Source organism: Micromonospora fluostatini, assembly GCF_050410825.1.
Classification (GTDB): Bacteria; Actinomycetota; Actinomycetes; order Mycobacteriales; family Micromonosporaceae; genus Micromonospora; species Micromonospora rosaria.
This window is the reverse complement of the sequence record NZ_CP191251.1, coordinates 6,528,434-6,552,544: the sequence shown is the minus strand read 5'-3', so window position 1 is coordinate 6,552,544 and position 24,111 is coordinate 6,528,434. Positions and strand designations below refer to the sequence as shown.

Annotated in this window: 24 protein-coding genes and 2 pseudogenes; 13 read left to right on the top strand and 13 right to left on the bottom strand. The window is 74.7% G+C overall.

What is annotated here, in order from left to right:
- Positions 1-52: 52 nt before the first annotated feature.
- Both ACQUFX_RS29225 and mshA read right to left on the bottom strand, forming a co-directional pair.
- Positions 53-580, bottom strand: coding sequence for a type III secretion system chaperone family protein (locus ACQUFX_RS29225; RefSeq protein WP_428963405.1), 528 nt, complete (start codon positions 578-580; stop codon positions 53-55).
- A 156-nt stretch (positions 581-736) separates the two neighbouring features.
- Entirely contained in the window at positions 737-2,101 is a 1,365-nt protein-coding gene (gene mshA / locus ACQUFX_RS29220) for a D-inositol-3-phosphate glycosyltransferase (RefSeq protein WP_428963404.1), read from the bottom strand.
- A gap of 192 nt (positions 2,102-2,293) precedes the next feature.
- Between mshA and ACQUFX_RS29215 the strand changes: the two genes are divergently transcribed.
- Both ACQUFX_RS29215 and ACQUFX_RS29210 read left to right on the top strand, forming a co-directional pair.
- Complete coding sequence (locus ACQUFX_RS29215; protein WP_428963403.1) at positions 2,294-3,058, top strand: SDR family NAD(P)-dependent oxidoreductase; 765 nt, start codon at positions 2,294-2,296, stop codon at positions 3,056-3,058.
- Between the two features lies 1 nt (position 3,059).
- Positions 3,060-3,878, top strand: coding sequence for a class I SAM-dependent methyltransferase (locus tag ACQUFX_RS29210; protein ID WP_428963402.1), 819 nt, complete (start codon positions 3,060-3,062; stop codon positions 3,876-3,878).
- A 45-nt stretch (positions 3,879-3,923) separates the two neighbouring features.
- Here ACQUFX_RS29210 and ACQUFX_RS29205 read toward each other — a convergent pair whose 3' ends face one another.
- Entirely contained in the window at positions 3,924-5,015 is a 1,092-nt protein-coding gene (locus tag ACQUFX_RS29205) for a UDP-N-acetylmuramate dehydrogenase (RefSeq protein ID WP_428963401.1), read from the bottom strand.
- 67 nt (positions 5,016-5,082) lie between these two features.
- Here ACQUFX_RS29205 and ACQUFX_RS29200 point away from each other — a divergent pair, with 67 nt between their 5' ends.
- From ACQUFX_RS29200 to ACQUFX_RS29180, 5 genes are all read left to right on the top strand, one after another.
- On the top strand, positions 5,083-5,841 hold the full coding sequence (locus ACQUFX_RS29200; protein ID WP_428963400.1) for a maleylpyruvate isomerase family mycothiol-dependent enzyme: 759 nt from the start codon (positions 5,083-5,085) through the stop codon (positions 5,839-5,841).
- Positions 5,838-7,187 carry a GH1 family beta-glucosidase gene (locus ACQUFX_RS29195; RefSeq protein WP_428963399.1) on the top strand — a complete coding sequence of 450 codons (1,350 nt, stop codon included), beginning with the start codon at positions 5,838-5,840 and terminating at the stop codon, positions 7,185-7,187. Before ACQUFX_RS29200 ends, ACQUFX_RS29195 begins: the two co-directional genes overlap by 4 nt.
- Before the next feature lie 17 nt (positions 7,188-7,204).
- On the top strand, positions 7,205-8,212 hold the full coding sequence (locus ACQUFX_RS29190; RefSeq protein WP_428963398.1) for a LacI family DNA-binding transcriptional regulator: 1,008 nt from the start codon (positions 7,205-7,207) through the stop codon (positions 8,210-8,212).
- Positions 8,213-8,353: 141 nt separating this feature from the next.
- A complete protein-coding gene (locus ACQUFX_RS29185) occupies positions 8,354-8,764 on the top strand; it encodes a RidA family protein (RefSeq protein WP_428963397.1) in 411 nt (136 codons plus the stop codon).
- A gap of 1 nt (position 8,765) precedes the next feature.
- On the top strand, positions 8,766-9,686 hold the full coding sequence (locus ACQUFX_RS29180; protein ID WP_428963396.1) for a GNAT family N-acetyltransferase: 921 nt from the start codon (positions 8,766-8,768) through the stop codon (positions 9,684-9,686).
- Here ACQUFX_RS29180 and ACQUFX_RS29175 read toward each other — a convergent pair.
- Positions 9,683-10,477, bottom strand: a complete 795-nt coding sequence (locus ACQUFX_RS29175; RefSeq protein WP_428963395.1) for an EI24 domain-containing protein — start codon at positions 10,475-10,477, stop codon at positions 9,683-9,685. The genes ACQUFX_RS29180 and ACQUFX_RS29175 overlap by 4 nt on opposite strands.
- Before the next feature lie 204 nt (positions 10,478-10,681).
- On the opposite strand from ACQUFX_RS29175, the gene ACQUFX_RS29170 reads away from it, so the two are divergent.
- The 5 genes from ACQUFX_RS29170 to ACQUFX_RS29150 all read left to right on the top strand — a co-directional run bounded on the left by ACQUFX_RS29170 (position 10,682) and on the right by ACQUFX_RS29150 (position 15,408).
- On the top strand, positions 10,682-11,596 hold the full coding sequence (locus ACQUFX_RS29170; RefSeq protein ID WP_428963394.1) for an ABC transporter ATP-binding protein: 915 nt from the start codon (positions 10,682-10,684) through the stop codon (positions 11,594-11,596).
- An 11-nt stretch (positions 11,597-11,607) separates the two neighbouring features.
- The gene (locus ACQUFX_RS29165) at positions 11,608-12,342 is read left to right on the top strand and encodes an ABC transporter permease (RefSeq protein WP_428963393.1); all 735 of its coding nucleotides are present in this window, start codon (positions 11,608-11,610) and stop codon (positions 12,340-12,342) included.
- Between the two features lie 48 nt (positions 12,343-12,390).
- On the top strand, positions 12,391-13,659 hold the full coding sequence (locus ACQUFX_RS29160; protein WP_428963392.1) for a sensor histidine kinase: 1,269 nt from the start codon (positions 12,391-12,393) through the stop codon (positions 13,657-13,659).
- Positions 13,656-14,330, top strand: a complete 675-nt coding sequence (locus tag ACQUFX_RS29155) for a response regulator (RefSeq protein WP_428963391.1) — start codon at positions 13,656-13,658, stop codon at positions 14,328-14,330. The genes ACQUFX_RS29160 and ACQUFX_RS29155 overlap by 4 nt, the downstream gene beginning before the upstream one ends.
- A gap of 103 nt (positions 14,331-14,433) precedes the next feature.
- Complete coding sequence (locus tag ACQUFX_RS29150) at positions 14,434-15,408, top strand: helix-turn-helix transcriptional regulator (protein ID WP_428963390.1); 975 nt, start codon at positions 14,434-14,436, stop codon at positions 15,406-15,408.
- An 88-nt stretch (positions 15,409-15,496) separates the two neighbouring features.
- On the opposite strand, the gene ACQUFX_RS29145 is transcribed toward ACQUFX_RS29150, so the two are convergent.
- From ACQUFX_RS29145 to ACQUFX_RS29125, 5 genes and pseudogenes are all read right to left on the bottom strand, one after another.
- On the bottom strand, positions 15,497-16,414 hold the full coding sequence (locus ACQUFX_RS29145) for an SDR family oxidoreductase (RefSeq protein ID WP_428963389.1): 918 nt from the start codon (positions 16,412-16,414) through the stop codon (positions 15,497-15,499).
- 101 nt (positions 16,415-16,515) lie between these two features.
- A complete protein-coding gene (locus ACQUFX_RS29140) occupies positions 16,516-17,403 on the bottom strand; it encodes an alpha/beta fold hydrolase (RefSeq protein WP_428963388.1) in 888 nt (295 codons plus the stop codon).
- A complete protein-coding gene (locus ACQUFX_RS29135) occupies positions 17,400-17,714 on the bottom strand; it encodes a DUF2516 family protein (protein WP_428963387.1) in 315 nt (104 codons plus the stop codon). Before ACQUFX_RS29135 ends, ACQUFX_RS29140 begins: the two co-directional genes overlap by 4 nt.
- Positions 17,715-18,261: 547 nt before the next feature.
- Positions 18,262-18,783, bottom strand: a pseudogene (locus ACQUFX_RS29130) (hypothetical protein); the annotation flags it as partial.
- Positions 18,784-19,186: 403 nt separating this feature from the next.
- A pseudogene (locus ACQUFX_RS29125) lies at positions 19,187-19,577 on the bottom strand (helix-turn-helix domain-containing protein); the annotation flags it as partial.
- Positions 19,578-19,696: 119 nt separating this feature from the next.
- Here ACQUFX_RS29125 and ACQUFX_RS29120 point away from each other — a divergent pair.
- Entirely contained in the window at positions 19,697-20,503 is an 807-nt protein-coding gene (locus ACQUFX_RS29120; protein ID WP_428967115.1) for an alpha/beta fold hydrolase, read from the top strand.
- A 40-nt stretch (positions 20,504-20,543) separates the two neighbouring features.
- On the opposite strand, the gene ACQUFX_RS29115 is transcribed toward ACQUFX_RS29120, so the two are convergent.
- The 4 genes from ACQUFX_RS29115 to ACQUFX_RS29100 form a co-directional block, all read right to left on the bottom strand.
- Positions 20,544-21,503 carry an asparaginase gene (locus ACQUFX_RS29115; RefSeq protein WP_428963386.1) on the bottom strand — a complete coding sequence of 320 codons (960 nt, stop codon included), beginning with the start codon at positions 21,501-21,503 and terminating at the stop codon, positions 20,544-20,546.
- A gap of 134 nt (positions 21,504-21,637) precedes the next feature.
- The gene (locus ACQUFX_RS29110) at positions 21,638-22,465 is read right to left on the bottom strand and encodes a beta-keto acid cleavage family enzyme (RefSeq protein WP_067372509.1); all 828 of its coding nucleotides are present in this window, start codon (positions 22,463-22,465) and stop codon (positions 21,638-21,640) included.
- A gap of 122 nt (positions 22,466-22,587) precedes the next feature.
- Positions 22,588-23,700 (bottom strand): CAF17-like 4Fe-4S cluster assembly/insertion protein YgfZ, encoded by a 1,113-nt coding sequence (locus ACQUFX_RS29105; RefSeq protein WP_428963385.1) that lies wholly within the window; start codon positions 23,698-23,700, stop codon positions 22,588-22,590.
- The gene (locus ACQUFX_RS29100) at positions 23,697-24,107 is read right to left on the bottom strand and encodes a Fur family transcriptional regulator (protein ID WP_428967114.1); all 411 of its coding nucleotides are present in this window, start codon (positions 24,105-24,107) and stop codon (positions 23,697-23,699) included. The genes ACQUFX_RS29105 and ACQUFX_RS29100 overlap by 4 nt, the downstream gene beginning before the upstream one ends.
- Positions 24,108-24,111 lie beyond the last annotated feature (4 nt).

Here is a 24,111-nt window from a genome sequence, read left to right as displayed (position 1 = left end):
CGACACGTCGACCGGCACCGGCCCGGGGAGCCGCCCGCACCCGCCGACGAGGTCAGGCCCCCGGCCGGTCGCCGCCGGTACCGCCGGCCGAGGGCTCGACGAGGTGGGCGAAGGCGGCCAGGTTCGCGGTGGACTCGCCCCGCTTGACCCGCCACTCCCACTCCCGCCGGATCGCGCTCCCGAAGCCGATCTCCAGCATGGTGTCGAACGACTCGTCGGCGTAGGTCAGCACCGCGCCGAGCAGCCGGTCCAGCTCGTCGGCGTCCACCCCGCGCAGGTTGACCCGACCGGTCAGGTACACGTCGCCGGCCGGGTCGATGGCGAACGCGACCCCGTACATCCGGGCGTTGCGCTGCAACAGCCAGGCCCACAACTCCTCGCGCCGCTCGTCCGGCTGGCGCATCACGAACGCCTCGACCCGCAGCGCGTGCTCGCCGACGATCAGGTTGCAGATCGTCTTGAGCTTGTGCGTGCCGGGCAGGGTGACCGCGTACGCCCCGGGGCCGGTCGGCTCCCAGGCCAGGTCCCGCTCGACGCAGACCGACTCGATCAGGGCGGCAACCTCGCTCTTCGCGCTCATCCAACCCACTGTACGGCCGCGTCGACCCGGGACCGGGCCGGCGAGTCACCGCCGGCGGCACTCACGGGGCCGGGGCAGCCCACCAGGGAGTCGGCCGCCCACCAGCGGGTCGACAGCTCACCAGCGGGTCGACAGCTCACCAGCGGGTCGACAAGCTCACCAGGAGCAGGAGAGCGCCGGGTCGGCGGCCAGCCGGGCGGTGAGCCGGGCCCGGTGCTCGGCGATCGTCGCGCCGTACACCGCGAGCAGCCCGGCGGCGGTGCGGTGCCAGGAGAAGTTGCGGGCGTGCCGTTCCGCGCCCCGGCTCAGCACGGCCCGGCGGTCCCGGTCCGGCAGCAGCCGGCAGAGCGCGGCGGCCCAGTCGTCCGGGTGGTGCCCGTCGATCAGCACCCCGCTGCCCTGGTCGCGGACGGCGGTGACCAGTCCGCCCACGGCGGCGGCCAGCACCGGCGTACCGCACGCCTGCGCCTCCAGGGCGACCAGGCCGAACGACTCGTTGTACGACGGCACCGCGACCAGGTCGGCGGCCCGGTACACGGCCGGCAGGTCGTCACCGGTCTGCGGCGGCAGGAACCGCACCCGGTCGGCGACGCCGAGGGAGGCGGCCAGCTCGATCAACGCGGTGGGGCGGTCCAGCCCACTGCCGCTCGGGCCGCCCACGACGACCACGGTCAACTCGTCGGCGAGCACCGGATCGCGCTCCCGCAGCGCGGCCACCGCCCGGATCAGCACGTCCGGGGCCTTCAGCGGCTGGATCCGGCCGACGAACGCCACCACGTACCCCGTGGTCGGCAGGCCGAGCCGGCGGCGGGCGGCGTGGACGGCCGCGTCCCGGTCGCCACCGGCGGGGCGGAACCGGTCCAGGTCGACGCCGGGCTGGACCACGGTGACCCGGTCCGGATCGGCGTCGTACCGGCTGATCAGGTCACGGGCCTCGACCCGGGTGTTGGCGACCAGCCGGTCGGCCTCGGCGACCACCTGCTCCTCGCCGATCACCCGGGCCTTGGGCTCGGGCCGGTCACCGGCGGCGAGCCGGGCGTTCTTCACCTTGGCCAGGGTGTGCGCGGAGTGCACCAACGGCACCCCCCAGCGGTCCCGGGCCAGCCAGCCGACCTGCCCGGAGAGCCAGTAGTGCGAGTGGATGAGGTCGTAGTACCCCGGCGCGCGGGCCGCCTCGGCCCGGAGCACCCCGGCGGTGAACGCGCAGAGCTGGCCCGGCAGCTCCTCCTTGGTCAGCCCCTCCAGCGGGCCGGCGGTGATGTGCCGGACCTGCACGCCGGGAGCGACCTCGACCACCCGGGGCAGGTCGCCGGAGGTGGCCCGGGTGAAGATCTCCACCTCGACGTCGGCCTCGGCCAACCGGCGGGCGACCTCCAGGATGTAGACGTTCATCCCCCCGGCGTCCCCGGTGCCCGGCTGGTGCAGGGGTGAGGTGTGCACCGAGACGGTGGCTATCCGGCGGGGCCGGGGCCACGGCTGTGCTCCACGCTGACGACCGACGCCGGTGTGCATCTCCGCCACGTCCGCTCCTTCTGTCACGGTTCGATGCCGTCCGCGTCGACCGGCGCTGTTCGGACAACGTCCACGCTCACGTTCATCTTCCCGGTCCGCCCACGGTGATTCGCCGGGGCGACCCCCGGGCGTGACGGACCTCATCGACACGTCCGGTCCCCACCGTCGGTGTCCCGGCCGGCGGCGGAGCAGAATGACCCGATGACTCCCGTCGCGATCGTCACCGGCGCCTCCAGCGGAATCGGCGCGGCCACCGCCCGCCGCCTGGCCACCGAGGGCTTCCACGTGCTCGCCGCCGCCCGCCGGACCGACCGGCTGGCGGAGCTGGTCGAGCAGGTCACCGCGGCCGGGGGCGCGGCCACCGCCGTCGCCTGCGACGTCACCTCGGACGAGTCGGTGGCCGGGCTGGCCGACGCCGCCGCACGCGCCCCCGGGCCGGTCACCCTCCTGGTGAACAACGCCGGCGGCGCCCGGGGGCTCGACCCGGTCGAGTCCGGCTCGGTCCGCGACTGGCAGTGGATGTACGACACCAACGTGCTCGGCACGCTGCGGGTCACCCAGGCGCTGCTGCCGGCGCTGGAGGCGTCCGGCGCCGGCACCATCGTGATCGTCGGCTCCACCGCCGCCTTCACCGTGTACGAGGGCGGGGGCGGCTACACCGCCGCCAAGCACGCCCAGACGGCGGTGGCCGGCACCCTGCGGCTGGAACTGTGCGGCCGGCCGGTCCGGGTGGTCGAGATCGACCCCGGCATGGTCCACACGGACGAGTTCAGCCTGGTCCGGTTCGGCGGCGACGCCGACAAGGCCGCCGCCGTCTACGCCGGGGTACCCGAGCCGCTGGTCGCCGACGACGTGGCCGACTGCATCGCCTGGTGCGCCACCCGCCCGCCGCACGTCAACGTGGACCGGCTGGTGGTCCGCCCGTTGGCCCAGGCCGCCCAGCACAAGGTGCACCGGGTCGGTTGAGGTGGAATCCCGCCGTCGCGGCGGCGCCCCGGGGCCGGGCGGTCGTCCGGTGGGGGTGGTCACCCGGGGCACGACCAACCCGAACCGGCTCCGCCGGGTGGACAACTGGATCGTGGCGACCTGCGGGGAGACCCTGCGCGCGGCGGCCGATCCCCTGGTGGTGGACCTCGGTTACGGCGCCACCCCGACCACCGCGGTCGAGTTGCGCGCCCGGCTGGCCGCCCGGGTCCGTGCCGACGTCCGGCTGGTCGGGCTGGAGATCGACCCGGTCCGCGTCGCCGCCGCCGAGCCGGCCGCCGAGCCACCCGGCCTGACCTTCGCCCGGGGCGGTTTCGAGCTGGCCGGGCTCCGGCCCTGCCTGGTCCGCGCCTTCAACGTGCTGCGCCAGTACACCGAGGACGAGGTACCCGCCGCCTGGCGGGCGATGACCGACGCGCTGGCCCCCGGTGGACGCCTGGTCGAGGGCACCTGCGACGAGCTGGGCCGGCTCGGCGGATGGCTGCTCGTCGACGCCACCGGTCCCCGTACCCTGACCCTGGCCGCCCGGCTGGGCACCCTGGAGTCGCCGGCCCGCTTCGCCGAACGGCTGCCCAAAGCGCTGATCCACCGCAACGTGCCCGGAGAACGGGTACACGACCTGCTCCGGGCCCTCGACACCGCCTGGCACGCCGCCGCCGGGTACGCCCCCTTCGGCCCCCGCCAACGCTGGCTGCACACCGTCGACGCGGTCCGGGCGGCCGGCTGGCCGGTCCTGGACCGCCCCGCCCGCTGGCGCCTCGGCGAGGTCACCGTCCCCTGGTCCGCCGTGGCCCCGTCCTGACCCGCCCCCGGCGGGGGGCCGGGAAAGAGGCAGGGCGGGGACGGGTCAGACCGCGCAGTTGATGAGGACGGGCTCGGGGTGCAGGGTGACGCCGAAGCGGGCGTGGACGCCGTCGCGGATCTCCCGGGCCAGGGCGACCAGGTCGGCGGTCCGGGCGGTACCGCTGTGGTTGGTCAGGGCGAGGGTGTGCTTGCTGGAGATGGCCGCGCCGTTCGGGCCCGGGTACCCCTTGCCGAAGCCGGCCCGGTCGATCAGCCAGGCCGCGCTGAGCTTCACCACGTCTCCCGCGCCGGGCCAGGCGGGCGGCTCGCCGAACTCCTCGGCGCGCTGGAGGAACAGGTCGTACGCGGCCTGGTCGAGGACCGGGTTGGTGAAGAACGAGCCGACCGAGCGGGTGTCCGGGTCCGTCGGGTCGAGGACCATGCCCTTGCCGGCGCGCAGCCGCAGCACGGTCTCCCGGGCGTCGGCCAGGGGCACCCGGTCGCCGGGGGCCACCCCGAGGGTACGGGCCAGCTCGGCGTAGCGGACCGGGCCGGAGAGCGGTGAGCGGGCCAGCCGGAAGTCGACCGAGAGGACCGCCCAGCGGTCGCTGTACTTGAAGATGCTGGACCGGTACGCGAACCCGCAGTCGGCGGCGGCGATCCGGTCGAGGCTGTTCTCCCGGCGGTCGTACACCTGCACGCCGGTGATGGTCTCGGCGACCTCCTGGCCGTACGCGCCGACGTTCTGGATCGGGGTGGCGCCGGTGGAGCCGGGGATGCCGGAGAGGCACTCCAGCCCGGACCAGCCGTTGGCGACGGTGGTGGCGACCAGGTCGTCCCAGGGCTCGCCGGCCTCGACCCGGACGGTGACCGTCTCGGCGTCCTCGGTGAGCACCCGGACGCCCCGGGAGCGGACCAGGACGACGGTGCCGGCGAATCCCTCGTCGCCGACGACCACGTTGCTGCCGCCGGCGAGAATGAGTACCGGCTCGTCCCGCCCCTGCGCTTCCTGCACCTTTTGTACCATTTGATCGGAGCTGGCGGCGGTCACGAGCCGTCCCGCCGCCCCACCGAGGCACAGCGTGGTGAATTTCGCCAACGAAGTTGCGTCGGCGGGTTGGATTTCGGTGGTCGGCTGGGCACTAACGTCGGACACGCCTTTCACCCTAGGCTGAAGAGGAGCCGTGGCACCCACTGGTGGCCCGGTCGCCCAGGAGGACGCGATGAGCAGACTGCACGGCACGAAGGACTTCTGGATCGGGGCGCTCCGGGCCGAGGGCCCGACGTTCGCCGCCGCCGTCGCGGAAGCCCCTCCCGAGACACCGGTCCTCTCCTGTCCCGGCTGGACGGTCTCCGACCTCACCCTCCACCTCGCCGGCCTCTACCAGTGGGTGCACGGCTTCGCCGGCTCCGGCGAGAACAGCGCGCCGGCCCGCCGGGAGGAGACCGAACTGCCGCCGGGGACGAGCCCGCTCCAGTTCTGGCAGCACACGTACGACCAGCTCATGACCCTCTTCGACGGCCTGGACCCGGAGGCCCCGGCCTGGAACTGGGCCCCGCAGCCGAAGAAGGCCGGCTTCTGGATCCGCCGGATGGCGCACGAGACGGCGGTGCACCGCTGGGACGCCCAGCTCGCCATCGCCGCCGGGGAACCGATCGAGGCGAAGCTCGCCGGCGACGGGGTCAGCGAGGTGCTCGACACCTGGCTGCCCGCCGGCCGCCGGACCGCCGCCGGGCAGTGGCGCGGGGTGGTCCACCTGGCCGCCACCGACGCCGCCCAGGAGTGGTACCTGCGGCTGCGCGGCGAGGGGGTGGCCCTGCTGGACACCGACACCATCCTCGACCACGACGACCACCACGCCCGGGTGCAGGTCTCCGGCACCGCGAGCGACCTGCTGCTGGCGCTCTGGGGGCGGGTCGCCTTCGACACCCTCGCGGTGACCGGCGACGGCACCCTCCTGCCCGGCCTGCGCACCGGATGAGCGAACTGCGGTTTCCGGAGACCTTCGTCTGGGGCGCGGCCACGGCCGCGTACCAGATCGAGGGCGCGGCCCGGGAGGACGGGCGCGGCCCGTCCATCTGGGACACCTTCAGCCGTACGCCGGGGAAGGTCTTCGCCGGGCACACCGGGGACGTCGCCTGCGACCACTACCACCGGTACGCCGACGACGTGGCCCTGATGGCCGAACTGGGGCTGAGGGCGTACCGGTTCTCGGTGGCCTGGCCCCGGATCCAGCCGGACGGCACCGGCCCGGTCAACCCGCGCGGCCTGGACTTCTACGACCGGCTCACCGACGCGCTGCTGGCCCACGGCATCGACCCGGTCGTCACCCTGTACCACTGGGACCTGCCGCAGAGCCTCGGTGACCGGGGCGGCTGGACCGCGCGGGAGACCGCCGAGCACTTCGCCGCGTACGCCACGGCGGTGTACGGCCGTCTCGGCGACCGGGTGGACGTCTGGACCACCCTCAACGAGCCGTGGTGCTCGGCCTTCCTGGGGTACGGCAACGGTGTGCACGCCCCCGGCGAGCAGGACCCGGGCGCGGCCTTCGCCGCCGTGCACCACCTCCTGCTGGCGCACGGGCTGGCCGCGCGGGCGCTGCGGGCGGCCGGGGCGCGGACGGTCAGCATCACCCTCAACCCGTGCGAGGTGCAGCCCGCCGACCCGGACAGCGCCGCCGACGCCGCGGCGGTACGCCTGGTCGACGGTCTGCAGAACCGGATCTTCCTCGACCCGCTCACCGGCGCCGGGTACCCCGCCGACGTGCTGGAGCACCTGGCCCGGCTGGTGGAGCCGACGTTCATCCGGGACGGCGACGAGAAGCTGATCGCCGCCCCGCTCGACCTGCTCGGGATCAACTACTACGCGCCCACGTACGTCGCCGGCCGCCCGGACGGGGCCGGTGGCGGCGGGTCGTACCCGGGCACCGACGGGGCGGTGCACTTCCTGCCGCCGGCCGAGCCGGTCACCGACATGGGCTGGCAGATCGAGCCGGCCGGGCTGACCCGACTGCTGGTCCGGCTCGCCGCCGAGCACCCCGGCCTGCCCCTGATGATCACCGAGAACGGCGCGGCCTTCCCCGATCCGGTGACCGACGCCGACCGGATCGGGTACCTCGACGGGCACCTGCGGGCCGCCCACGAGGCGATCAGACAGGGGGTCGACCTGCGTGGTTACCTGGTCTGGTCGCTGCTGGACAACTTCGAGTGGGGCGAGGGGTACCGCAAGCGGTTCGGCATCGTCCACGTCGACTACACCACGCAGCGCCGCACCCCGAAGGACAGCGCCCGGTGGTACCAGGGGGTGATCGCGCGCAACGGGCTGTGACCCGGGTGCGATCATCGGTGACCATGGCGCAGCGCCCGACGTTGGAGGAGGTGGCCCGGCGGGCCGGGGTGTCCCGGGCCACCGTGTCCCGCGTGGTCAACGGCTCGACCACGGTCGCCGGCCCGATCCAGGAGGCGGTCCGGCGGGCCGTGGCCGAGCTGGGGTACGTGCCGAACCTCGCCGCCCGTAGCCTGGTCACCCACCGGACCGACTCGATCGCCCTGGTGCTGCCCGAGGCGGCCACCCGGGTCTTCTCCGACGACCACTTCTTCCCCGGCATCATCCGGGGCGTCAGCCGGGAACTGGAGGCCGCCGACAAGCAGCTCGTGCTGATGCTCGCCGGCTCGCCGGCCGGGCACGCCCGGGTCCGGCGGTACACCACCGGGCGGCACGTCGACGGGGTGCTCTTCGCCTCGCTGCACGGCGCCGACCCGCTCCCCGGCACCCTCGCCGGCCTCGGCCTGCCGGTGGTGTGCAGCGGTCGGCCGCTCGGCGAGGGCGCCGTGCCGTACGTGGACGTGGACCACGCCGGCGGGGTGTCCCGGGCGGTGGCGTACCTGATCGACTCGGGGCGGCGGCGGATCGCCACCATCGCCGGGCCGCAGGACATGGTCGCCGGGATCGACCGGCTCGCCGGGTACCGGGACACGGTCACCGCCGCCGGGCTGCCGGCCCTGATCGGGTACGGCGACTTCACCCGCGACTCCGGGGCGGCGGCCATGCGTGACCTGCTCGACCGGTACCCCGACCTGGACGCCGTCTTCGCCGCCTCCGACCTGATGGCGCACGCCGCCCTGCGTACCCTCCGCGCGGCGGGGCGGCGGGTGCCGGAGGACGTGGCGGTGGTCGGCTTCGACGACATCCCCTCGTCCGCGTACACCGATCCGCCGCTGACCACCGTCCGGCAGCCGATCCTGGAGATCGGCCGGGTGATGACCCGGCTGCTGCTGCGGCACGCCGCCGGGGAGCCCGTCGAGCCCTCCGTCATCCTCCCCACCGACCTCGTCCGCCGCGACTCCGCGTAAGGAGGGGCCCCCTGTTAACGCTTTTTGTAGAGGAAGGGCCCCTTCCTCACACCTGGAGCCGGCGAGCGGGGCGGGCGGCGAGCGGGCGGGGGCGCGCTTATTCCGTCGCGGCGGGTGGGCAGGCCCGCTAGCGTGCCGGGCATGCCGGAGCCCGTCACGCTGCTGCGCGTCCCCGACCTGGCCGACACCGAGTACGCCTACGCGGCCACGGTCGCCCCGCCGGCCCGGCTGGTGTTCACCGCCGGGGCCTGCCCGCTGGACGCCGACGGCGCCACGGTCGCCCCGGGCGATCCCGTCGCGCAGGCCCGCCAGGTGATGGCCAACCTGGCGACCGCGCTGGCGGCGGCCGGCGCCCGTCTGACCGACGTGGTCAAGACCACCGTCTACGTGGCGTCGTCCGAGCAGGCCGACCTGGTGGCGGTCTGGCAGGTGGTCCGGGACGCCTTCGGCGACCACGAGCCGCCCAGCACCCTGCTCGGCGTGGCCGTCCTCGGGTACGACGACCAGCTCGTCGAGGTCGAGGCGGTCGCCGCCGTCGGCACGGGGGCCTGAGATGCCGGCCGGGCCCGCCGGGAGCGGGCCGCCGGTCCTGGTCCGGGAGGTCCGGCCGGCGGACGCGCCCGCCGTGGTCGCGCTCCGGGCGGCGGTCCATCCCTATCTGGTACGCGGGGTCGAGGCGACCCGGCGCACGATCGTCGACCCGCCGCCCGGCATGGACCGGGCCGCCCTGGTCGCCGAGGTGGCCGGCGAGGTCGTCGGCTGGGTCTCGGCGTACCGGAACCCGTCCAGCGGCGGCGGCGAGATGTCGGTGCTGGACGTGCACCCGGACCGACGTCGGCAGGGGGTCGGCAGCGCGCTGCTGGAGGGGGCTCTCGCCCACCTCACCACGCTGGGCGTACCCCGGATCCGGGCCTGGTCGCTGCCCGAGGCGCTGCCCTTCGCCGAGCGGCACGGCTTCACCCCGAGCCGTCCGGTGCGCTACTCCGGCCTCGACCTGCGACCGGTGCCACCGGACCCCGCCGTCGGCGCCGGCGTGGCGTTGCTTCCCGTCGCCGAGCTGGACCCGTACCGGCTGTACCAGGCCGACGAGGCGACCGCCGGGGACGTACCCGGCGACGTGCCCAGCAACGGGATGACGTACGAGTTCTGGCGGTACGACGTCTGGACGGACCCGGGACTGGACCGCCAGGTCAGCACCGCCGTCACGGTCGACGGCGAGCTGGCCGCGTTCAGCCTGGTGCAGCGCGACGGCGACCGGATGTGGTCGGACTACACCGCGACCGTGCCGCCGTACCGGGGGCGGGGCCTGGCCCGGCTGGCCAAGCAGGCCGCCCTGCACCGGGCGGCGGCCACCGGCATCCGGGCGGCGTACACCTCCAACGACGAGGCGAACGCGCCGATGCTGGCGATCAACACCCGGCTCGGCTACCGCCCGGTGGCCACCCACTGGTCGGTCCTGCGCGACCTCACCTAGCGTCCGGTGGTGATGGGCTGGCCGAGGCTGCGACGGGTGAGCAGGGCGGCGCCGGCCACGGCGGCCGGCATCACCAGCACCGCGCCGAGCGGGATCAGGAAACAGAGGAAGACCGCCACCCCGAAGCCGAGCGCGGTGGGCCGGTCCGCCTTCAGCACCGCCCGGCGCTCCGCCAGCCCCTTGCCGCGCCGGTAGAAGGGGGCGCCGACCAGTTCCACCGCGAGCAGCCAGCCACCGATCAGCGCCCCGATCACCGGGACGACGAGCTGGCCCAGGACCGGCACGAACCCGGCGACGAAGAGACCGAGACCGATCGGCACCGACAGGGCCACCAGGCGCAGCGAGTCGGCGGTGCTGCGCCGCAGCGACGGCCAGAACGGCACCTCCACCGCGTCCGGCGTACCGCCGAAGCGGTCCTCCACCTTCTCGGAGATCTTCTCGTAGAACGGGTCACCGACGACCAGCGTCACCGCCGTGAAGCTGACCACCCCGACCAGGCCGGCCAGCGCCAGCAGGGCGATCCCGGCGATCACCCGGGTCACGGCGCGGGCGGTGTCCGACCAGTCGTCGGCGAACGGGGTGACCAGCGCCGTCCAGTCGTCGACGAAGTACACCAGAGCGAAGAAGGCCGCGCCGAAGAGCGTGGCGGTGATCAGCGCGGGGACGATCCCGAGCAGCATCAGCCCGGGGCTGCGGACGTAGAGGCCGAGCCCCCGCAGCAGCAGGCCGACCCCGGTGAGGAAGCGGCGGACGGTACTGGCGACCGGCGCGGCGATCCTGGGTGCGTTCACGAACGGCGAGCCTAGTGGCCACCGGCCACCGGGGAGGCGCCGGCCGCGCCGGCCGCCGGGGCGGCGGTGGACGCCGGATCAACCAGTTGGTGGACCGGCGGGGTCAACCCCGGCCGGTGCGCGGGGCCGCCGGGCGGTCGATCCGCGCCCGGGCCACGACCGGGACCCTGGATCCAGGTACGGCAACGAGCGCGGGGAGGCGACGTGGCGACACCGGTCATCGAGGTGACCAACCTGCACAAGAGGTACGGCGACCTGGTCGCGGTACAGGATGTGTCGTTCAGCGTGGCCACCGGGGAGGTCTTCGGTGTACTCGGTCCCAACGGGGCCGGCAAGACCACCACGGTGGAGTGCGTCGCCGGCCTGCGCGTACCGGACGGGGGCGGGGTGTCGGTCCTCGGGGCCGACCCCCGCCGGGACGCCGACCGGCTCCGGCAGCAGGTCGGGGTGCAGTTGCAGGAGAGCCAGCTACCGGACCGGCTCCGGGTCGCCGAGGCCCTCCAGCTGTACGCGTCGTTCTACCGGAACCCGGCCGACCCGGACCGGCTCATCGAGGAGCTGGGGCTCGGGGCGAAGCGGGACACCCCGTACAAGAAGCTCTCCGGCGGGCAGAAACAGCGGCTCTCCATCGCGCTGGCCCTGGTCGGCAACCCGAAGATCGCCATCCTCGACGAGCTGACCACCGGCCTGGACCCGCAGGCCCGCCGGGAGACCTGGGGGCTGATCGAACGGGTCCGCGACCGGGGGGTGACGATCGTGCTGGTCACCCACTTCATGGAGGAGGCCGAGCGGCTCTGCGACCGGGTGGCCGTGATCGACTCCGGTCGGGTGGTGGCCCTGGACACCCCGGCCGGCCTGGTCGCGACGGTGGCGCCGGAGCAGCGGGTCCGGTTCCGCCCCTCGGCCCCGCTCGACGACCGGCTCCTCACCGACCTGCCCGAGGTCGTCTCGGTGCAGCGCACCGGCAGTCACCTGGTGGTCACCGGCACCGGGGACGTGCTGCACGCGGTCACCTCGGTACTCGCCCGCAACCAGATCGTCGCCGCCGACCTGCGGGTCGAGCAGTCCACCCTCGACGACGCCTTCGTCGAGCTGACCGGGCACCGGCCCGCCGAGTGAGGAGAGAGACGATGCACGCCTTCGGGCAGATCCTCAAGACCGAGGCGAAGCTCTACCTGCGGGACTGGCCGACGGTCCTGACCGTGGTCGGGCTGCCGGTGCTGATCCTGGTCGTCCTCGGGGCGATCCCGGCCCTGCGGGAGCCGAGCCCGGACTTCGACGGGCAGACCTTCGTCAGCTACTTCGCGCCCTCCCTGCTGGTCATGACGCTGGCGGTGACCGGGCTGACCGCCCTGCCGGCCACCCTGGCCACCTACCGGGAGCGCGGCATGCTGCGCCGGCTGGCGACCACCCCGGCGAGCCCGGCGGCGCTGCTGATCGCCCAACTCCTGGTCACCCTGGCCGCGATGATGGTCGGCGCGGTCGCGCTCGTCGTGGTCGCCCGGCTCGCCTTCGGGGTGCCGTTCCCGGAGCACGCGCCGGGTTTCGCGGTGGCCTTCGTCCTCGGCACCGGGGCGCTGCTCGCGGTGGGCCTGCTGGTCGCGGCGCTGGCCCGGACCGCCAAGGCGGCGCAGGCGATGTCCGTACCGCTGTTCATGCTGACCATGTTCTTCGGCGGGGTCTACCTGCCCCGGTTCCTGCTGCCGGAGTTCCTGGTCCGGATCGGCGACTGGACGCCGCCCGGGGTGCAGGCCCTGCTGGACGCCTGGACGGGCACTGCCCCCCGGGTACTTCCCCTGGTCATAATGGCGGTCATCGCCGTGCTCGCCGGCACGGTCGCCGCGAAGCTGTTCCGCTGGGAGTGATCCGACGTGGCCAGCGTCACCGAGCCGCACCGCCGGGGGTAGCCGCCCATGACCAGCGCCGCCGAGCAGGCCACCCGGGACGACACCGGGCGGGAACAGGAGTTACGCCTGTACCGCCTGGTGCCGTACGGCGGCCTGGCGGTGGGGATGGTGCTCTCCATCCTCGCCCCGGTACCCGGTGCGCCGCCGGCCGTGGTGCACCTCACCGTCGCCGTGGCGGTCGGCTGCTGGATCGCCTGGTTCATCACCCTGCATCCCGACTGGCTGCCCCGACGCCGGCTGATGGCGGTGTACTTCCTCGGGCTGACCGTGTTCTGCGCGGTGCTGGTGTCGGCCAGCCCCTGGTACGGCTTCGTCGCCTGGGTCGGCCTGCTCCACTCGTACCTGGTGCTGCACGGCCGGTGGCGGCTGGTCGGGGTGGGGGTCACCGCGATGCTGGTCGCCACCGCGCAGAGCGTCGGGCCGCCCACCTCGCCGGGGCACCTGGTGCTCTGGTCGGTCCTGGCGCTGTTCAACGTGGGGATGGCCGTCGGGATCACCCGGATCGACGCGGCCAACACCCGGCAGCACCAGCAGCGCAAGCAGTTGGTCGAGGAGTTGGCCGAGACGAACCGCCGGCTGGCCGAGACGATGCGGGAGAACGAGGGGCTGCACGCCCAACTGCTCACCCAGGCCCGGGAGGCCGGGGTGCTGGACGAGCGGCAACGGATGGCCCGGGAGATCCACGACACCCTGGCCCAGGGGCTGGCCGGCATCATCACCCAACTGGAGGCGGCCGGGCAGGCCCGCGAGCGGCGGGCGGACTGGCAGCGGCACGTGGACAACGCGGAGACGCTGGCCCGGGAGAGCCTCACCGAGGCCCGCCGCTCGGTCCGGGCGGTCCGCCCCGAGCCGCTGGAGCGGGCCCGGCTGCCCGAGGTGCTGGCCGACCTGGTGGACCGCTGGTCGACGATCAACCAGGTGCGCGGGGACGTGCACGTGACCGGCACGCCCAGCCCGCTGCACCCGGAGGTCGAGGTGACCCTGCTGCGGACCGCCCAGGAGGCGCTGGCCAACGTCGCCCGGCACGCCGGGGCGAACCGGGTCGGGCTCACCCTGTCGTACATGAAGGATCTGGTCACCCTGGACGTCCGCGACGACGGGGCCGGCTTCGACGGGTCCCGGCCGGGGCCGGCGCGGCCGGACGGCGGGTTCGGGCTGGCCGCCATGCGACAGCGGGTGACCGGGGTGGGCGGCCGGCTGGAGATCGAGTCCGAACCGGGCAACGGGACGGCCGTGTCGGCCAGCGTGCCGGCCCTGCCGGGGCTGGCCGCGTGAACGCGGACGCCGCCGTTCCCCCGGACGAGCGGGCCGACCGGGTCCGGCTGCTGATCGTCGACGACCATCCGGTGGTCCGGGACGGGCTGCGCGGCATGTTCACCGGTGATCCGGGCTTCGAGGTGGTCGGCGAGGCCGGCGACGGATCGGAGGCGCTCGCCCTGGCGGCGGCGCTCACCCCGGACGTGGTCCTGATGGACCTGCGGATGCCGGGCATGGACGGGGTCACCGCGATCCGGCGGCTGGCCCGGTCCGGGTCGACCGCCCGGGTCCTGGTGCTGACCACGTACGACACGGACGCGGACGTGCTGCCGGCGATCGAGGCCGGGGCGACCGGGTACCTGCTCAAGGACGCGCCCCGGGACGACCTGGTCCGGGCGGTACGGGCGGCGGCCCGGGGCGAGTCGGTGCTCTCCCCCAGCGTGGCCGGGCGGTTGATGGGCCGGCTGCGCGCCCCGACCGAGGAGCCGCTGAGCCAGCGCGAGCTGGAGGTGCTGACGCTGGTCGCCCGGGGCTCGTCGAACCGGGAGACGGCGGCCCGGCTGTTCATCAGCGAGGCCACGGTCAAGACCCACCTGCTGCACGTGTACGCCAAACTGGGCGTCAACGACCGGGCCGCCGCCGTCGCCACCGCGTACGACCGGGGCCTGCTCGTCCCCGGCGGTCGCTGACCCGCCCCGCCACCTCCGGCCGCCCCCGCTGCGCGCGGGTTAGGAGGGGGCCCTTTTACTACCGGATGCGTTAACAGGGGGCCCCTCCTTACACAATGGGTGGGTGCGGGCGGCGCGGTTGATCTCGTTGGTGTTGCTGTTGCAGGCGCGGGAGACGATGACCGCGGCGGAGTTGGCCCGGGAGCTGGAGGTCTCCGAGCGGACGGTCTACCGGGACGTGCTGGCGCTCTCCGCCGCCGGGGTGCCCGTCTACGCCGACCGGGGTCGGGCCGGCGGGTACCGGCTCCTCGGCGGGTACCGCACCCGGTTGACCGGGCTCACCCGGGACGAGGCGGAGGCGCTCTTCCTCGCCGGCCTGCCGGGGCCGGCCGGCGAGATGGGGCTCGCCGACGCGGTCGCCGCCGCCGAGTTGAAGGTGCTGGCCGCGCTGCCGCCCCCGCTGCGCGACGCGCCGGCCCGGACCGGCCAGCGGTTCCACCTGGACGTGCCGGGCTGGTTCCGGGAGGCCGCCCCACCGCCCTGGCTCACCGACCTGGCCCGTGCGGTGTGGCGGGACCGGGTGGTCGAGCTGCGTTACCGGCGCGGCGAGCACGAGGTGACCCGCGCCGTGCAGCCGTACGGGCTGGTGCTCAAGGGCGGGCTCTGGTACCTCGTCGGCCGGGTCGGGGACTCGACGCGGACGTACCGGGTGGACCGGGTCACCGGGGTCGAGGTGGGCGGGGAGACCTTCGACCGGGACGGGGACTTCGACCTCGGCCGGCACTGGCGGGAGCGGGCCGAGGCGTTCCTGCGGCAGATGCTGCCCGGCCGGATCACCCTGCGGGTCGGCCCGGCCGGACTGCGCCTGCTGCGGCACATCCTGGACGCCCCCTTCGTGTACGACGAGGCGGTCGCCGCCGCCGAGGGGCCGGACGAGCGGGGCTGGACGGTGCTGCGGCTGCCCGTCGAGTCGGTCGAGGTGGCGTACCACCAGGTGCTGCGGCTCGGCCCGGAGGCGGTGGTGCTCGACCCGCCCGAGCTGCGCGACCTGGTCGCCGACGCGACCCGCCGCTGGGCGGAGCTGTACGCCCGCCCCTGACCTGCCGGGGCTGACCTGCCGGGGCTGACCTGCCGGCCCTGACCGGCGACGGGCTCGGCCCGCCACCGGTCAGCCGCCGGCCGCGCGGTCAGCGGTAGCCGGTGGCGTCGGCCGGACGGCCCCGGTCCTGCACCTCGACCAGGTACCGCCAGGCGTCCGGGCGGCTGCCGTCGAGATCGGTGAAGCCGTACACCTGCGCCAGCTCCCCGCTGGAGGTGGACCGCCCGTTCCAACGGGCCCGGTCCGGGTCGGCGGCGAGGGCGGCCACGGCCCGCCCGACGAACGCCGGGCTCTCGGAGATGACGAAGTGCGGCTCCGTCGCCGTCGCGTCCCGCCAGGTGGCCTCGGTCACCCCGAAGTGTTCGAGCATCGCCTCGGAACGCAGCCACCCGGGGGTGAGCGCGACGGCCGTGCAGCCGTGTGGCTCCAGCTCCCGGGCCTGGGCGAAGGCGAGCCGGTTCACCGCGGTCTTGGCCAGGTCGTAGAAGATCGAGAGCCGGTAGTTGGTGGCGTTGTACTCGGTGGTGCCGTCGCCCATCTCCACCACCAGGCCGCCCGGTTCGCGGATCAGCAGGGGCAGGGCGAAATGGCTGGTGACCAGGTGCGTGTCGACGGCCAGCCGGAGCAGCCGCAGACCGGCGTCGAGCGGCTGCCGCCAGACCGGCTCGTGCCAGGTGGTCAGCGCGTCGCCGCCCCAGACGTCGTTGACCAGGATGTCGAGTCGGCCGTGCGCGTCGTCGATCCGCCGCACCAGATCGCGTACCTGGTCGGGGACGAGGTGGTCGACGCGGACCGCGATGCCCTCGCCGCCGGCGGCGGTGACCAGCTCGGCGGTCTCCTCGATGGTCTCCGGGCGGTCCATCTCGGAGCGGCCCGCGCGGCTGCTGCGCCCGGTGGCGTACACGGTCGCACCGGCCGCGCCGAGCTGCACCGCGATCTGCCGGCCGGCGCCCCGCGTCGCCCCGGCGACCAGCGCCACCCGGCCCTTCAGTGGTTGTTCTGCCATACGGCGACCATTCCACCGATACCTGACAACCGGCGTCAGCCTCCGGCAGGGAGCGCCGGTCGGCACGGAACCGTCCCGGTACGCGCCCCGGTGGCGGCGGCTCAGCCGTTGAGGAAGTCGGAGATCCGGCGGCGCAGGTCGGCGCGGTCGGACCAGAGGATGCCCGGCCGGTCGTACACGTGCAGGGTGGCCCGGGGCAGCGCGGCGGCCAACTCCTCGGCGACCGACGCCGGATGCAGGTCGTCCCCGAGGCAGCCGATGACCAGCGCGGGCGCGGTCACCGCCGCGAGCGCCGCCCGGTCGGGCAGCGGGGCCTGCTCGGGCAGGGTGGCCAGGCCCGGGGCGAGACCGTCGCGGAGCAGGTGGTCGAGGCGCTGCCGCAGGTACGCCCACCCGGCCGGGGTGTTGCGGACCGTGGGCGGCAGTTCGACGGCGACCGCCTCGGCGACCGCCGAGGCGTCCCCGCTGGCCACCGCGGCGAGCAGCCCGCTGATCCGCTCCCGGGCGTCCGGGCCACGCGGCTGGTCCAGCGCCGCCGGCAGGAAGAGGACCAGCCGGTCGAAGCGTTCCGGGCTGCCGCCCAGCAGGTGACAGAGCGCCCCGGCACCGAGGCTCGCCCCGAAGGCCCGGGTGGCGCCGCCGAGGTCGGCGACCGCCCGCAGGTCCCGGGCCAGATCGGCGTACGTCCAGGCGCCGGGCGGTGCGTCGGAGCGACCGTGTCCCCGGAACTGGAAGAAGATCCGGCGGCCGGTGACCCCGCTGCCGAAGGGGCGGGTGGTGGCGATCCCGTTACCGAGCCCGTGCGCGAAGACGGTCACCGGGTCGCCGGACCCGGTGACCAACTGCTCCAGCCGCACACCGTGCGGGGTGGCGACCACTTCGGTCTCCGGATCCGGCAGCGCCGGCCGACCGGTACGCGGAGCACCGGGGCCGGGGCCCCAGGTGCGGGGTCCGCCGTCGGGCGGAGGAGGCCAGCGGAAGCCTCTCACCAGGACCCTCGGCCGTCACTGAGGTCGCGTAGCCCGACCCGCACGTCCAGCAGGTAGATGAGCGCCGCCGCGATGCCGACCAGGCCGAACAGGCTGATCGGACCGAAGCCGAACAGGGTCAGCACCAGACAGACCGCCAGGATGGCGATCCAACCGGCCTTGGGCAGGGTGCCGATGGCCGGGAAGGCGTCGGAGCGCTGGGTGATGGCGTGCACCAGCGCGACACCCTGGACGATCAACGCGAAGACGAGCAGGAACAGCTCGATCACGGTGCGGACTTCGAGGAAGAAGAGCGGCGCGGCGTAGGCCATGCCGGCAAGCTTATGCCGGCGACCCCGGAACGTCCCACAGGACGCTGCCGGGGTCGCCGGCACGGTCACTCGGCGGCTGGTCGCCGCCCGGTCACTCGGCGGCCGGCCGGGTCCGCTTCGTACCCTTCGGCAGCGTGGCCGACGGCGTACCGGCCTCCGACCCGGCGGCCGGGGTGCCGGCGGCCTTCGCCCGGGTGGCCTTCGTGCCGGCGGCCTTCGCGTTCACCTTCGCGCCGGCGGACTTCGCGCCGGCGGACTTCGCCGTCGTGCCGGCGGCCTCGACGGTGCTCTTGCTGGCCGTGCTCCTGCTGGCCGAGGGCTTGGCGGCGGCCGGCTTGGCGGCGGCCCGGCCCCGCGCGGTCTTCGCCGGGGCCGACTTCGCCTCCACGACCTCCGCCACGTCGGCCGGGGTCGGCACGTCGGTCGACGTCCGCGCCTCGGCCCGGGCCTGGGTCGACGTCCCGGCGGGGGTGGCGGCCAGCGGGGTCGGGGCGGTGGTGACCGTGGCTTCGGTCGCCTCGATGTCGGCGTTCACCGTCTCGGCGACGTCCACGACACCGGCACCGACCACCCGCTCACCCCGGGCCACCAGCGCACCGTACACGGCCAGCGCCCGCTCCTGGGCGGCCTGCGCCCCGGCCACCACCACGGCGGTGTTGCGGGTCGCCGCCTCCCGGAGCCGGTCCAGGTCGGCGGCCTCGCGCAGCCGGTCCGGGTCGGCCACCTCGCGCAGCCGGTTGACGTCGGCCACCTCGCGCAGCCGGTTGAGGTCGACGACCTCGCGGAGCCGGGTGTCGGCGGCCTCGCGGAGCCGGTTCAGGTCGGCGGCGGTGACGCCCTTCTCCCGGAGACCGGCGGCGGTCTCGTTGGCCGTGCGGAACGTCTCGGTCGCCCGCTGGCGCAGCTCGAAGCCGGTGACGACGGCCTTGCCGCCCAGGTCGGCGGCGACCCGTCCACCCAGGTCGGTGACGACGGCGGGAAGCTTGCGCAGATGTTCGAGGGCCAGGTCGCCGACGCCGGCGGCGGCGTAGATCGGGGCCGGGATGCGGTTGGTCTTCGGCTGGGTCATGACTTCTCCTCCTCGGCCGCCGCGGCGGCCTGCTCTCCGGTCGGCTCGGCGGCCGTAGGCTTCGCGCTCGTGGCGGTGGGCTTCGCGCCCGTCGCGGTGGGCTCGGTGTTCGGGGCGGCGGGTGCGCCGGCCGGCTTCACGGGCGCGCGGGTGCCGGTCGGGGCGGGTGCCGGGCCGGCCTCGGTCACCGCGACCGACTCCAGGACGGCTTCCGTCGGCGTACCCTCCGGCGTGGTCGGCCCGGTGGCGGCGGGCGTCACGGTGCCGGGCGCATGCGGGGCGGCCCCGGCCGGCGGCACCACTCCGAACGGCGGCACCTCTCCGGCCGACGGCTCGGCCCCGGAGGGTGACACCGCCCCGGCCTGCGGCTCGGCCCCGGACGACGCCTCCGGCTGCGGCGCCCCGGTCGGCCCGGTGCCCGACTCGGCCTGGGCGGCGGTCGCCTCGGCGAGGCGGGCGTTCTCCCGCCGGAACGTCTCGTAGATCTGGGTGAGCGACTGCTTCTGCGCCATGGTCAGGTCGGCATCGACGGCGATCGCCGCGAGCACGCCCTGCCCCTCCTTGTCGTCGAGGAGCCCGGCCCGCAGGTACATCGCCGGGGTGGAGACCCGCAGCGCGCTGGCGAGCTGCTGGAGCACCTCGGCGCTGGGCTTGCGGAGGCCGCGCTCGATCTGGCTCAGGTACGGGTTGCTCACCCCCGCCTGGTCGGCGAGCTGCCGCAGCGAGATCTTGGCGTTGCGGCGCAGGTCGCGAATGAACCCGCCGACGTCGGGAAGGTCCTTTCCAGTGGCCATGAACCCGACGCTACCGACCCCTGCTAGCTCCTGCAAGCAAAGCGCTAACCCCAGTTAGCAACGTCTCATCCCGCCGGTTGCGAACCCCACCATCCGGTACGTACCGTCCACCGGTGACCATGATCGACGCGACCGGCCCGGCCCTCTCGTACGACGACGTCGGCGCCGGAAAGCCCCTGGTCCTGCTGCACGCCGGCATCGCGGACCGGCGGATGTGGCGGGCGCAGGTCGACGTCCTCGCCAGCCGGTACCGGGTGGTCGTACCCGACCTGCGCGGGTACGGCGAGTCCGGGTTGCTGCCGGCCCCGTTCGCCCACCACGACGACGTGGTCGGCCTGCTGGACGCCCTCGGTATCGCGCGGGCCACCCTCGTCGGGTGCTCGTTCGGCGGGTCGGTGGCGATCGACACGGCCCTGGCATACCCCGAACGGGTCGACGGGCTCGCCCTGTTCGGCAGCGCCGTTTCCGGCAACGAGTGGTCCGACGAGGCCAACGACCTCTGGGAACGCCTGGTCGGCGAGGTCGATCCGGAGGACTTTCCGGCCAGCGCCGCCGCCGAGGTGCGGTTCTGGGTGGTCGGCCCCGGACGGCGTCCCGAGGACGTCGATCCGGGCCTGGTCGCCTTCGCCGAGGAGATGGACCGTCGGGCCCTCGCCGCCGACCTGGCGCTCAGCGCCGTGGACGTCACCGAACTCCACCCGCCGGCCATCGGGCGCCTCGCCGAACTGTCGATGCCGGTGCTGGTCACGGCCGGGGCGGCGGACGTACCGGACATCAGTCGCCTCGCCGACCGGATCGCCGCCGAGGTGCCCGGCGCGGTCCGACTGCCCGACGTGCCGGACGCCGGCCACCTGCTGCCCCTGGAACGCCCCGCCCCGGTGAACGCCGCCCTGCTGGACTTCCTCGCCACCACCGGTCACCCCTGACCGGCGGCACTCCACCCGCACCGGGCCGGCGGGTACGCCGTCACCAGGTCGCACGGACCGCCCCCACCGGGACGCCGCCGCCGAGCAGCGGCACCCGCGCGTACCGGGACAGCACCGGGGCGTCGAGGCCGAGCCGGCGCAACGCCGAGACCAGCACCGGCATCCGGGGGCGCTCCGCACCGTCGTCGATCTTGAGGGCGACGGCGCCGGCCCCGGGTACCGCCGCCGCGACGATCCCCTCGGCGCCGATCTTCGCCACCGCCCCCGGCAGCCCCCGCATCAGGCCGGTGTCCACCGCCCCGGTACCCCCGACCAGGTCGGGATACGCCCGCATGGCGGCGGCGACGGCGTGCCCGGCGGAGCCCGCCGCAGCGGAGACCAGCCGCAGGTGGGCGGTGGCCAGCCCGGTCAACGAGATCGCCAGCACCGGAGCGCCACAGCCGTCCACCCCGACCGCCGCGACCGGCTCACCGGCGAACTCCTCGACGGTGTCGCGCAGCCGCTGCTGCAACGGGTGCTCCGGTCGCCAGTACCCGTCGGTCGGCCAGCCGGCGGCGAGGCAGGTCAGCAGCATGCCGGCGTGCTTGCCCGAGCAGTTCATCCGGGTACGGCTCGGCCCACCGCCGGCCCGCAGCACCGCCTCCCGGGCGGCACCCCCCATGGGCAGGTCGGGTGGACAGTGCAGCGCCGACTCGGCCAGTCCCGCGCCGCGCAGCAGCGCCGTCACCCGGTCGACGTGCACCTGCTCACCGGCGTGGCTGGCCGCCACCAGCGCCAGGTCCGCCGGCTCGGCCAGCCGCAACCCGGCCCGGAGCATCCCGACCGCCTGGATCGGCTTGCTCGCCGAGCGGGGAAAGATCGGCGAGTGGACGTCGCCGGCCCCGGCCAGCACCGCACCGGCGGCGTCCAGCACCGCCACCGAGCCCCGGTGCAGCCCCTCCACGAAGCCGGACCGGACCACCTCGGCGAGCGGTACGCCACCCTGATACGTCGTGCCCACGAGCCGGAACGGTACCCACGCCCCCGCCGCCCGGAGCAAGGAAGGGCCCCCTGTTAACGCATACGGTAGAGAAGGGTCCCCTTCTCACCTCCGCAGGCAGGCGGGGCGACGGTGCCCGTACCCGATGGGGGGTTTCAGAGGCCGAGGAGGTCGCGGGCCTCGGCGGTGGTGAGTGGCGGGCGCTGCGCGAGTTGGGCGAAGCCCACCGCGCGGGCGACCAGTTGCATGTTCGACTCGACCGGGCGGCCCTTGGCGTAGGTCACCGTGTCCTCCATGCCGACCCGCAGGTGCCCGCCGGCCGACAGCGAGGCCAGCAGCACCGGCAGGGTGCTGCGGCCGATGCCGGTGGCCGAGAAGGTGGTCCCCTCGGGCAGGTCGCGCAGCATCTGCGCGGCGGCGACCAGGGTCGCCGTGGTGCCCGGCATACCGCCCGGCACCCCCATCACGAAGTCGACGTGCACGTGCCCGCCGTGCGGCAGGCCGTGCTTGCCGAGCAGGCGTTGCAGGGCGGTCAGGTGGCCGAGGTCGAAGATCTCGTACTCCGGCACGACGCCGCGTTCCTGCATCCGGGTGTGCAGGTCGACGACGAACTCCCAGCGGTTGAGGAAGACGTCGTCACCGAAGTTGACCGTACCCATGGTGCAGGAGGCCATGTCCGGTGCGGCGTCCAGGACGGCGAGCCGGGCCGCCTCCGGGTCCGTCACCGCGCCCCCGGTGGAGAGCTGCACGATCAGGTCGGTCGCCTCACGCAGCGCCGCCACGGTCTCCCGCAACCGACCGGGGTCGAGGGTCGGCCTGGCCTCGTCGTCGCGGATGTGGACGTGGATCACGGCGGCGCCGAGCGCCTCGCACTCCTTGGCGGTCAGCAGCAGCTCGTCGAGGGTCACCGGCAGCGCGGGGACCTCCGCCTTCGCCGACTCCGCGCCGGTGGGGGCAACCGTGATCAACGTCCCTGTCGTCATGCCGGCGATCCTAGACGCCCTGCTCGGGCCGGGCCGGACGCCGCGACCGCGACACAGCGGTGGGTTAGGAAGGGGCCCTTCCTCTACCGAAAACGTTAATAGGGGGCCCTTCCTTACACCCGCTACGCCGGGTCGATGGCGGCGGCGGTGTCGCCGACGAGGAGGCGGGCGTCGTCGGGGACGTTGCGCTTGACCACGGCCAGGGCGACCTGGCCCAGCTCGTAGTGGTGCACGGCGGTGCCGACGAACCCGACCGTCCGACCGTCGAGGGTCACCGGGGTGCCGGCGGCCGGCGGCTGGTCGGTGGTCACCCCGTCCAGGTGCAGCAGGACGAGACGACGCGGCGGCTTGCCGAGGTTGTGCACCCGGGCCACCGTCTCCTGCCCCCGGTAGCAGCCCTTGTCCAGGTGTACCGCCGGCGCGACCAGGTCCACCTCGACGGGGATCGTCCGGTGGTCGGTGTCCACCCCCACCCGGGCCCGCCGGGCGGCCACCCGGACCGCCTCGTACGCCCACAGCCCGGCCACCGGCACCCCGGCGCCGCGCAACTCGGCGACCACCTGGTCCATGCGGTCCCGGGCCACCAGCAGGTCCACCCCGAGCGGTACCCGGCGGGCCCAGCCACCGACCGGCAGCGGCGTGACGTCGTACCGGGCGGTGGGGCGTGCCGGCAGCTCACCGGAGCGGAACTTCGGGCCCGGCACCGCGACCACGTCGGGCCCGGCCAGCCCGGTCACGCCCAGCGTCTCCAGCGCGCCGGTCGCCTCCGGCCCGACGAGGCTGAGCACCGCGTGGTCGGCGGTGGCGTCGCGCGGCTCGACCCTGCTGAAGAACCGCATCTTCTCCAGGTACGCCAGCAGCCCGGTGGTCATCCCCGGCTCGGTGTCCAGCCAGGTGGTCTCCCCGTCCTCGGCGACCATGGCGTGCTGCTCGACGTGGCCGTGCGGGGAGAGCACCAGCAGCTCCGTGCCCTGCCCGGCGGACAGGTCGGCGAGGTGCTGCGTGGTCAGGGTGTGCAGCCAGCCGGCGCGTTCCTCGCCCGGCACCGCGACCACCCCCCGGTGCGAGCGGTCGACCAGCCCGACGCCGGTGGTGAGGGTGCGCTGCTCCCGCATCGGGTCGCCGTAGTGGGCGGCGACGCCCCGCACCCCGGCGGCGGCGTGCGCCGGCTCCGGTTGGTCCCGGGTCTGCTCGTCGATGCTCTCGGCGGTCACCGCCCCGGCGATGTCGATCACTTTTCGTCCCCGTTCTCGTCGTGACAGCGTCCGCAGACGCCGAAAAACGACACGTGCTCGATGTCGACCGAGAAGTTCCGCTGCGCGGCCAACTGGTCGGCCAGCGGCTGGACCAGCGCCGGCTCGACCTCCTCGACCGCCCCGCACTCCCGGCAGACCAGGTGCACGTGCCGGTGCTCGCCGGCCGCGTGGTAGGTCGGCGAGCCGTGCGAGAGGTGGGTGTGGGTCACCAGGCCGAGCCGTTCCAGCAGCTCCAGCGTCCGGTAGATGGTGGTGATGTTGACCCCGGCGGCGACCTCCCGGACCGCGGTGTGCACCTGCTCCGGGGTGGCGTGCCCCAGGTCGAGCACCGCCTGGAGGACCAACTGACGTTGCGGGGTCAGCCGCAGCCCGCGGGCCCGCAGCATCTCG

What these genes read in the sequence shown, in the direction of transcription:
- ACQUFX_RS29120 (WP_428967115.1), top strand. Translation starts at nt 19,697, where the DNA reads ATGATCGACGCGACCGGCCCGGCCCTCTCGTACGACGACGTCGGCGCC.
- ACQUFX_RS29100 (WP_428967114.1), bottom strand. Translation starts at nt 24,107, where the DNA reads ATGCTGCGGGCCCGCGGGCTGCGGCTGACCCCGCAACGTCAGTTGGTC.
- ACQUFX_RS29195 (WP_428963399.1), top strand. Translation starts at nt 5,838, where the DNA reads ATGAGCGAACTGCGGTTTCCGGAGACCTTCGTCTGGGGCGCGGCCACG.
- ACQUFX_RS29110 (WP_067372509.1), bottom strand. Translation starts at nt 22,465, where the DNA reads ATGACGACAGGGACGTTGATCACGGTTGCCCCCACCGGCGCGGAGTCG.
- ACQUFX_RS29200 (WP_428963400.1), top strand. Translation starts at nt 5,083, where the DNA reads ATGAGCAGACTGCACGGCACGAAGGACTTCTGGATCGGGGCGCTCCGG.
- ACQUFX_RS29160 (WP_428963392.1), top strand. Translation starts at nt 12,391, where the DNA reads ATGACCAGCGCCGCCGAGCAGGCCACCCGGGACGACACCGGGCGGGAA.
- ACQUFX_RS29145 (WP_428963389.1), bottom strand. Translation starts at nt 16,414, where the DNA reads ATGGCAGAACAACCACTGAAGGGCCGGGTGGCGCTGGTCGCCGGGGCG.
- ACQUFX_RS29135 (WP_428963387.1), bottom strand. Translation starts at nt 17,714, where the DNA reads ATGGCCTACGCCGCGCCGCTCTTCTTCCTCGAAGTCCGCACCGTGATC.
- ACQUFX_RS29165 (WP_428963393.1), top strand. Translation starts at nt 11,608, where the DNA reads ATGCACGCCTTCGGGCAGATCCTCAAGACCGAGGCGAAGCTCTACCTG.
- ACQUFX_RS29215 (WP_428963403.1), top strand. Translation starts at nt 2,294, where the DNA reads ATGACTCCCGTCGCGATCGTCACCGGCGCCTCCAGCGGAATCGGCGCG.
- ACQUFX_RS29225 (WP_428963405.1), bottom strand. Translation starts at nt 580, where the DNA reads ATGAGCGCGAAGAGCGAGGTTGCCGCCCTGATCGAGTCGGTCTGCGTC.
- ACQUFX_RS29185 (WP_428963397.1), top strand. Translation starts at nt 8,354, where the DNA reads ATGCCGGAGCCCGTCACGCTGCTGCGCGTCCCCGACCTGGCCGACACC.
- ACQUFX_RS29180 (WP_428963396.1), top strand. Translation starts at nt 8,766, where the DNA reads ATGCCGGCCGGGCCCGCCGGGAGCGGGCCGCCGGTCCTGGTCCGGGAG.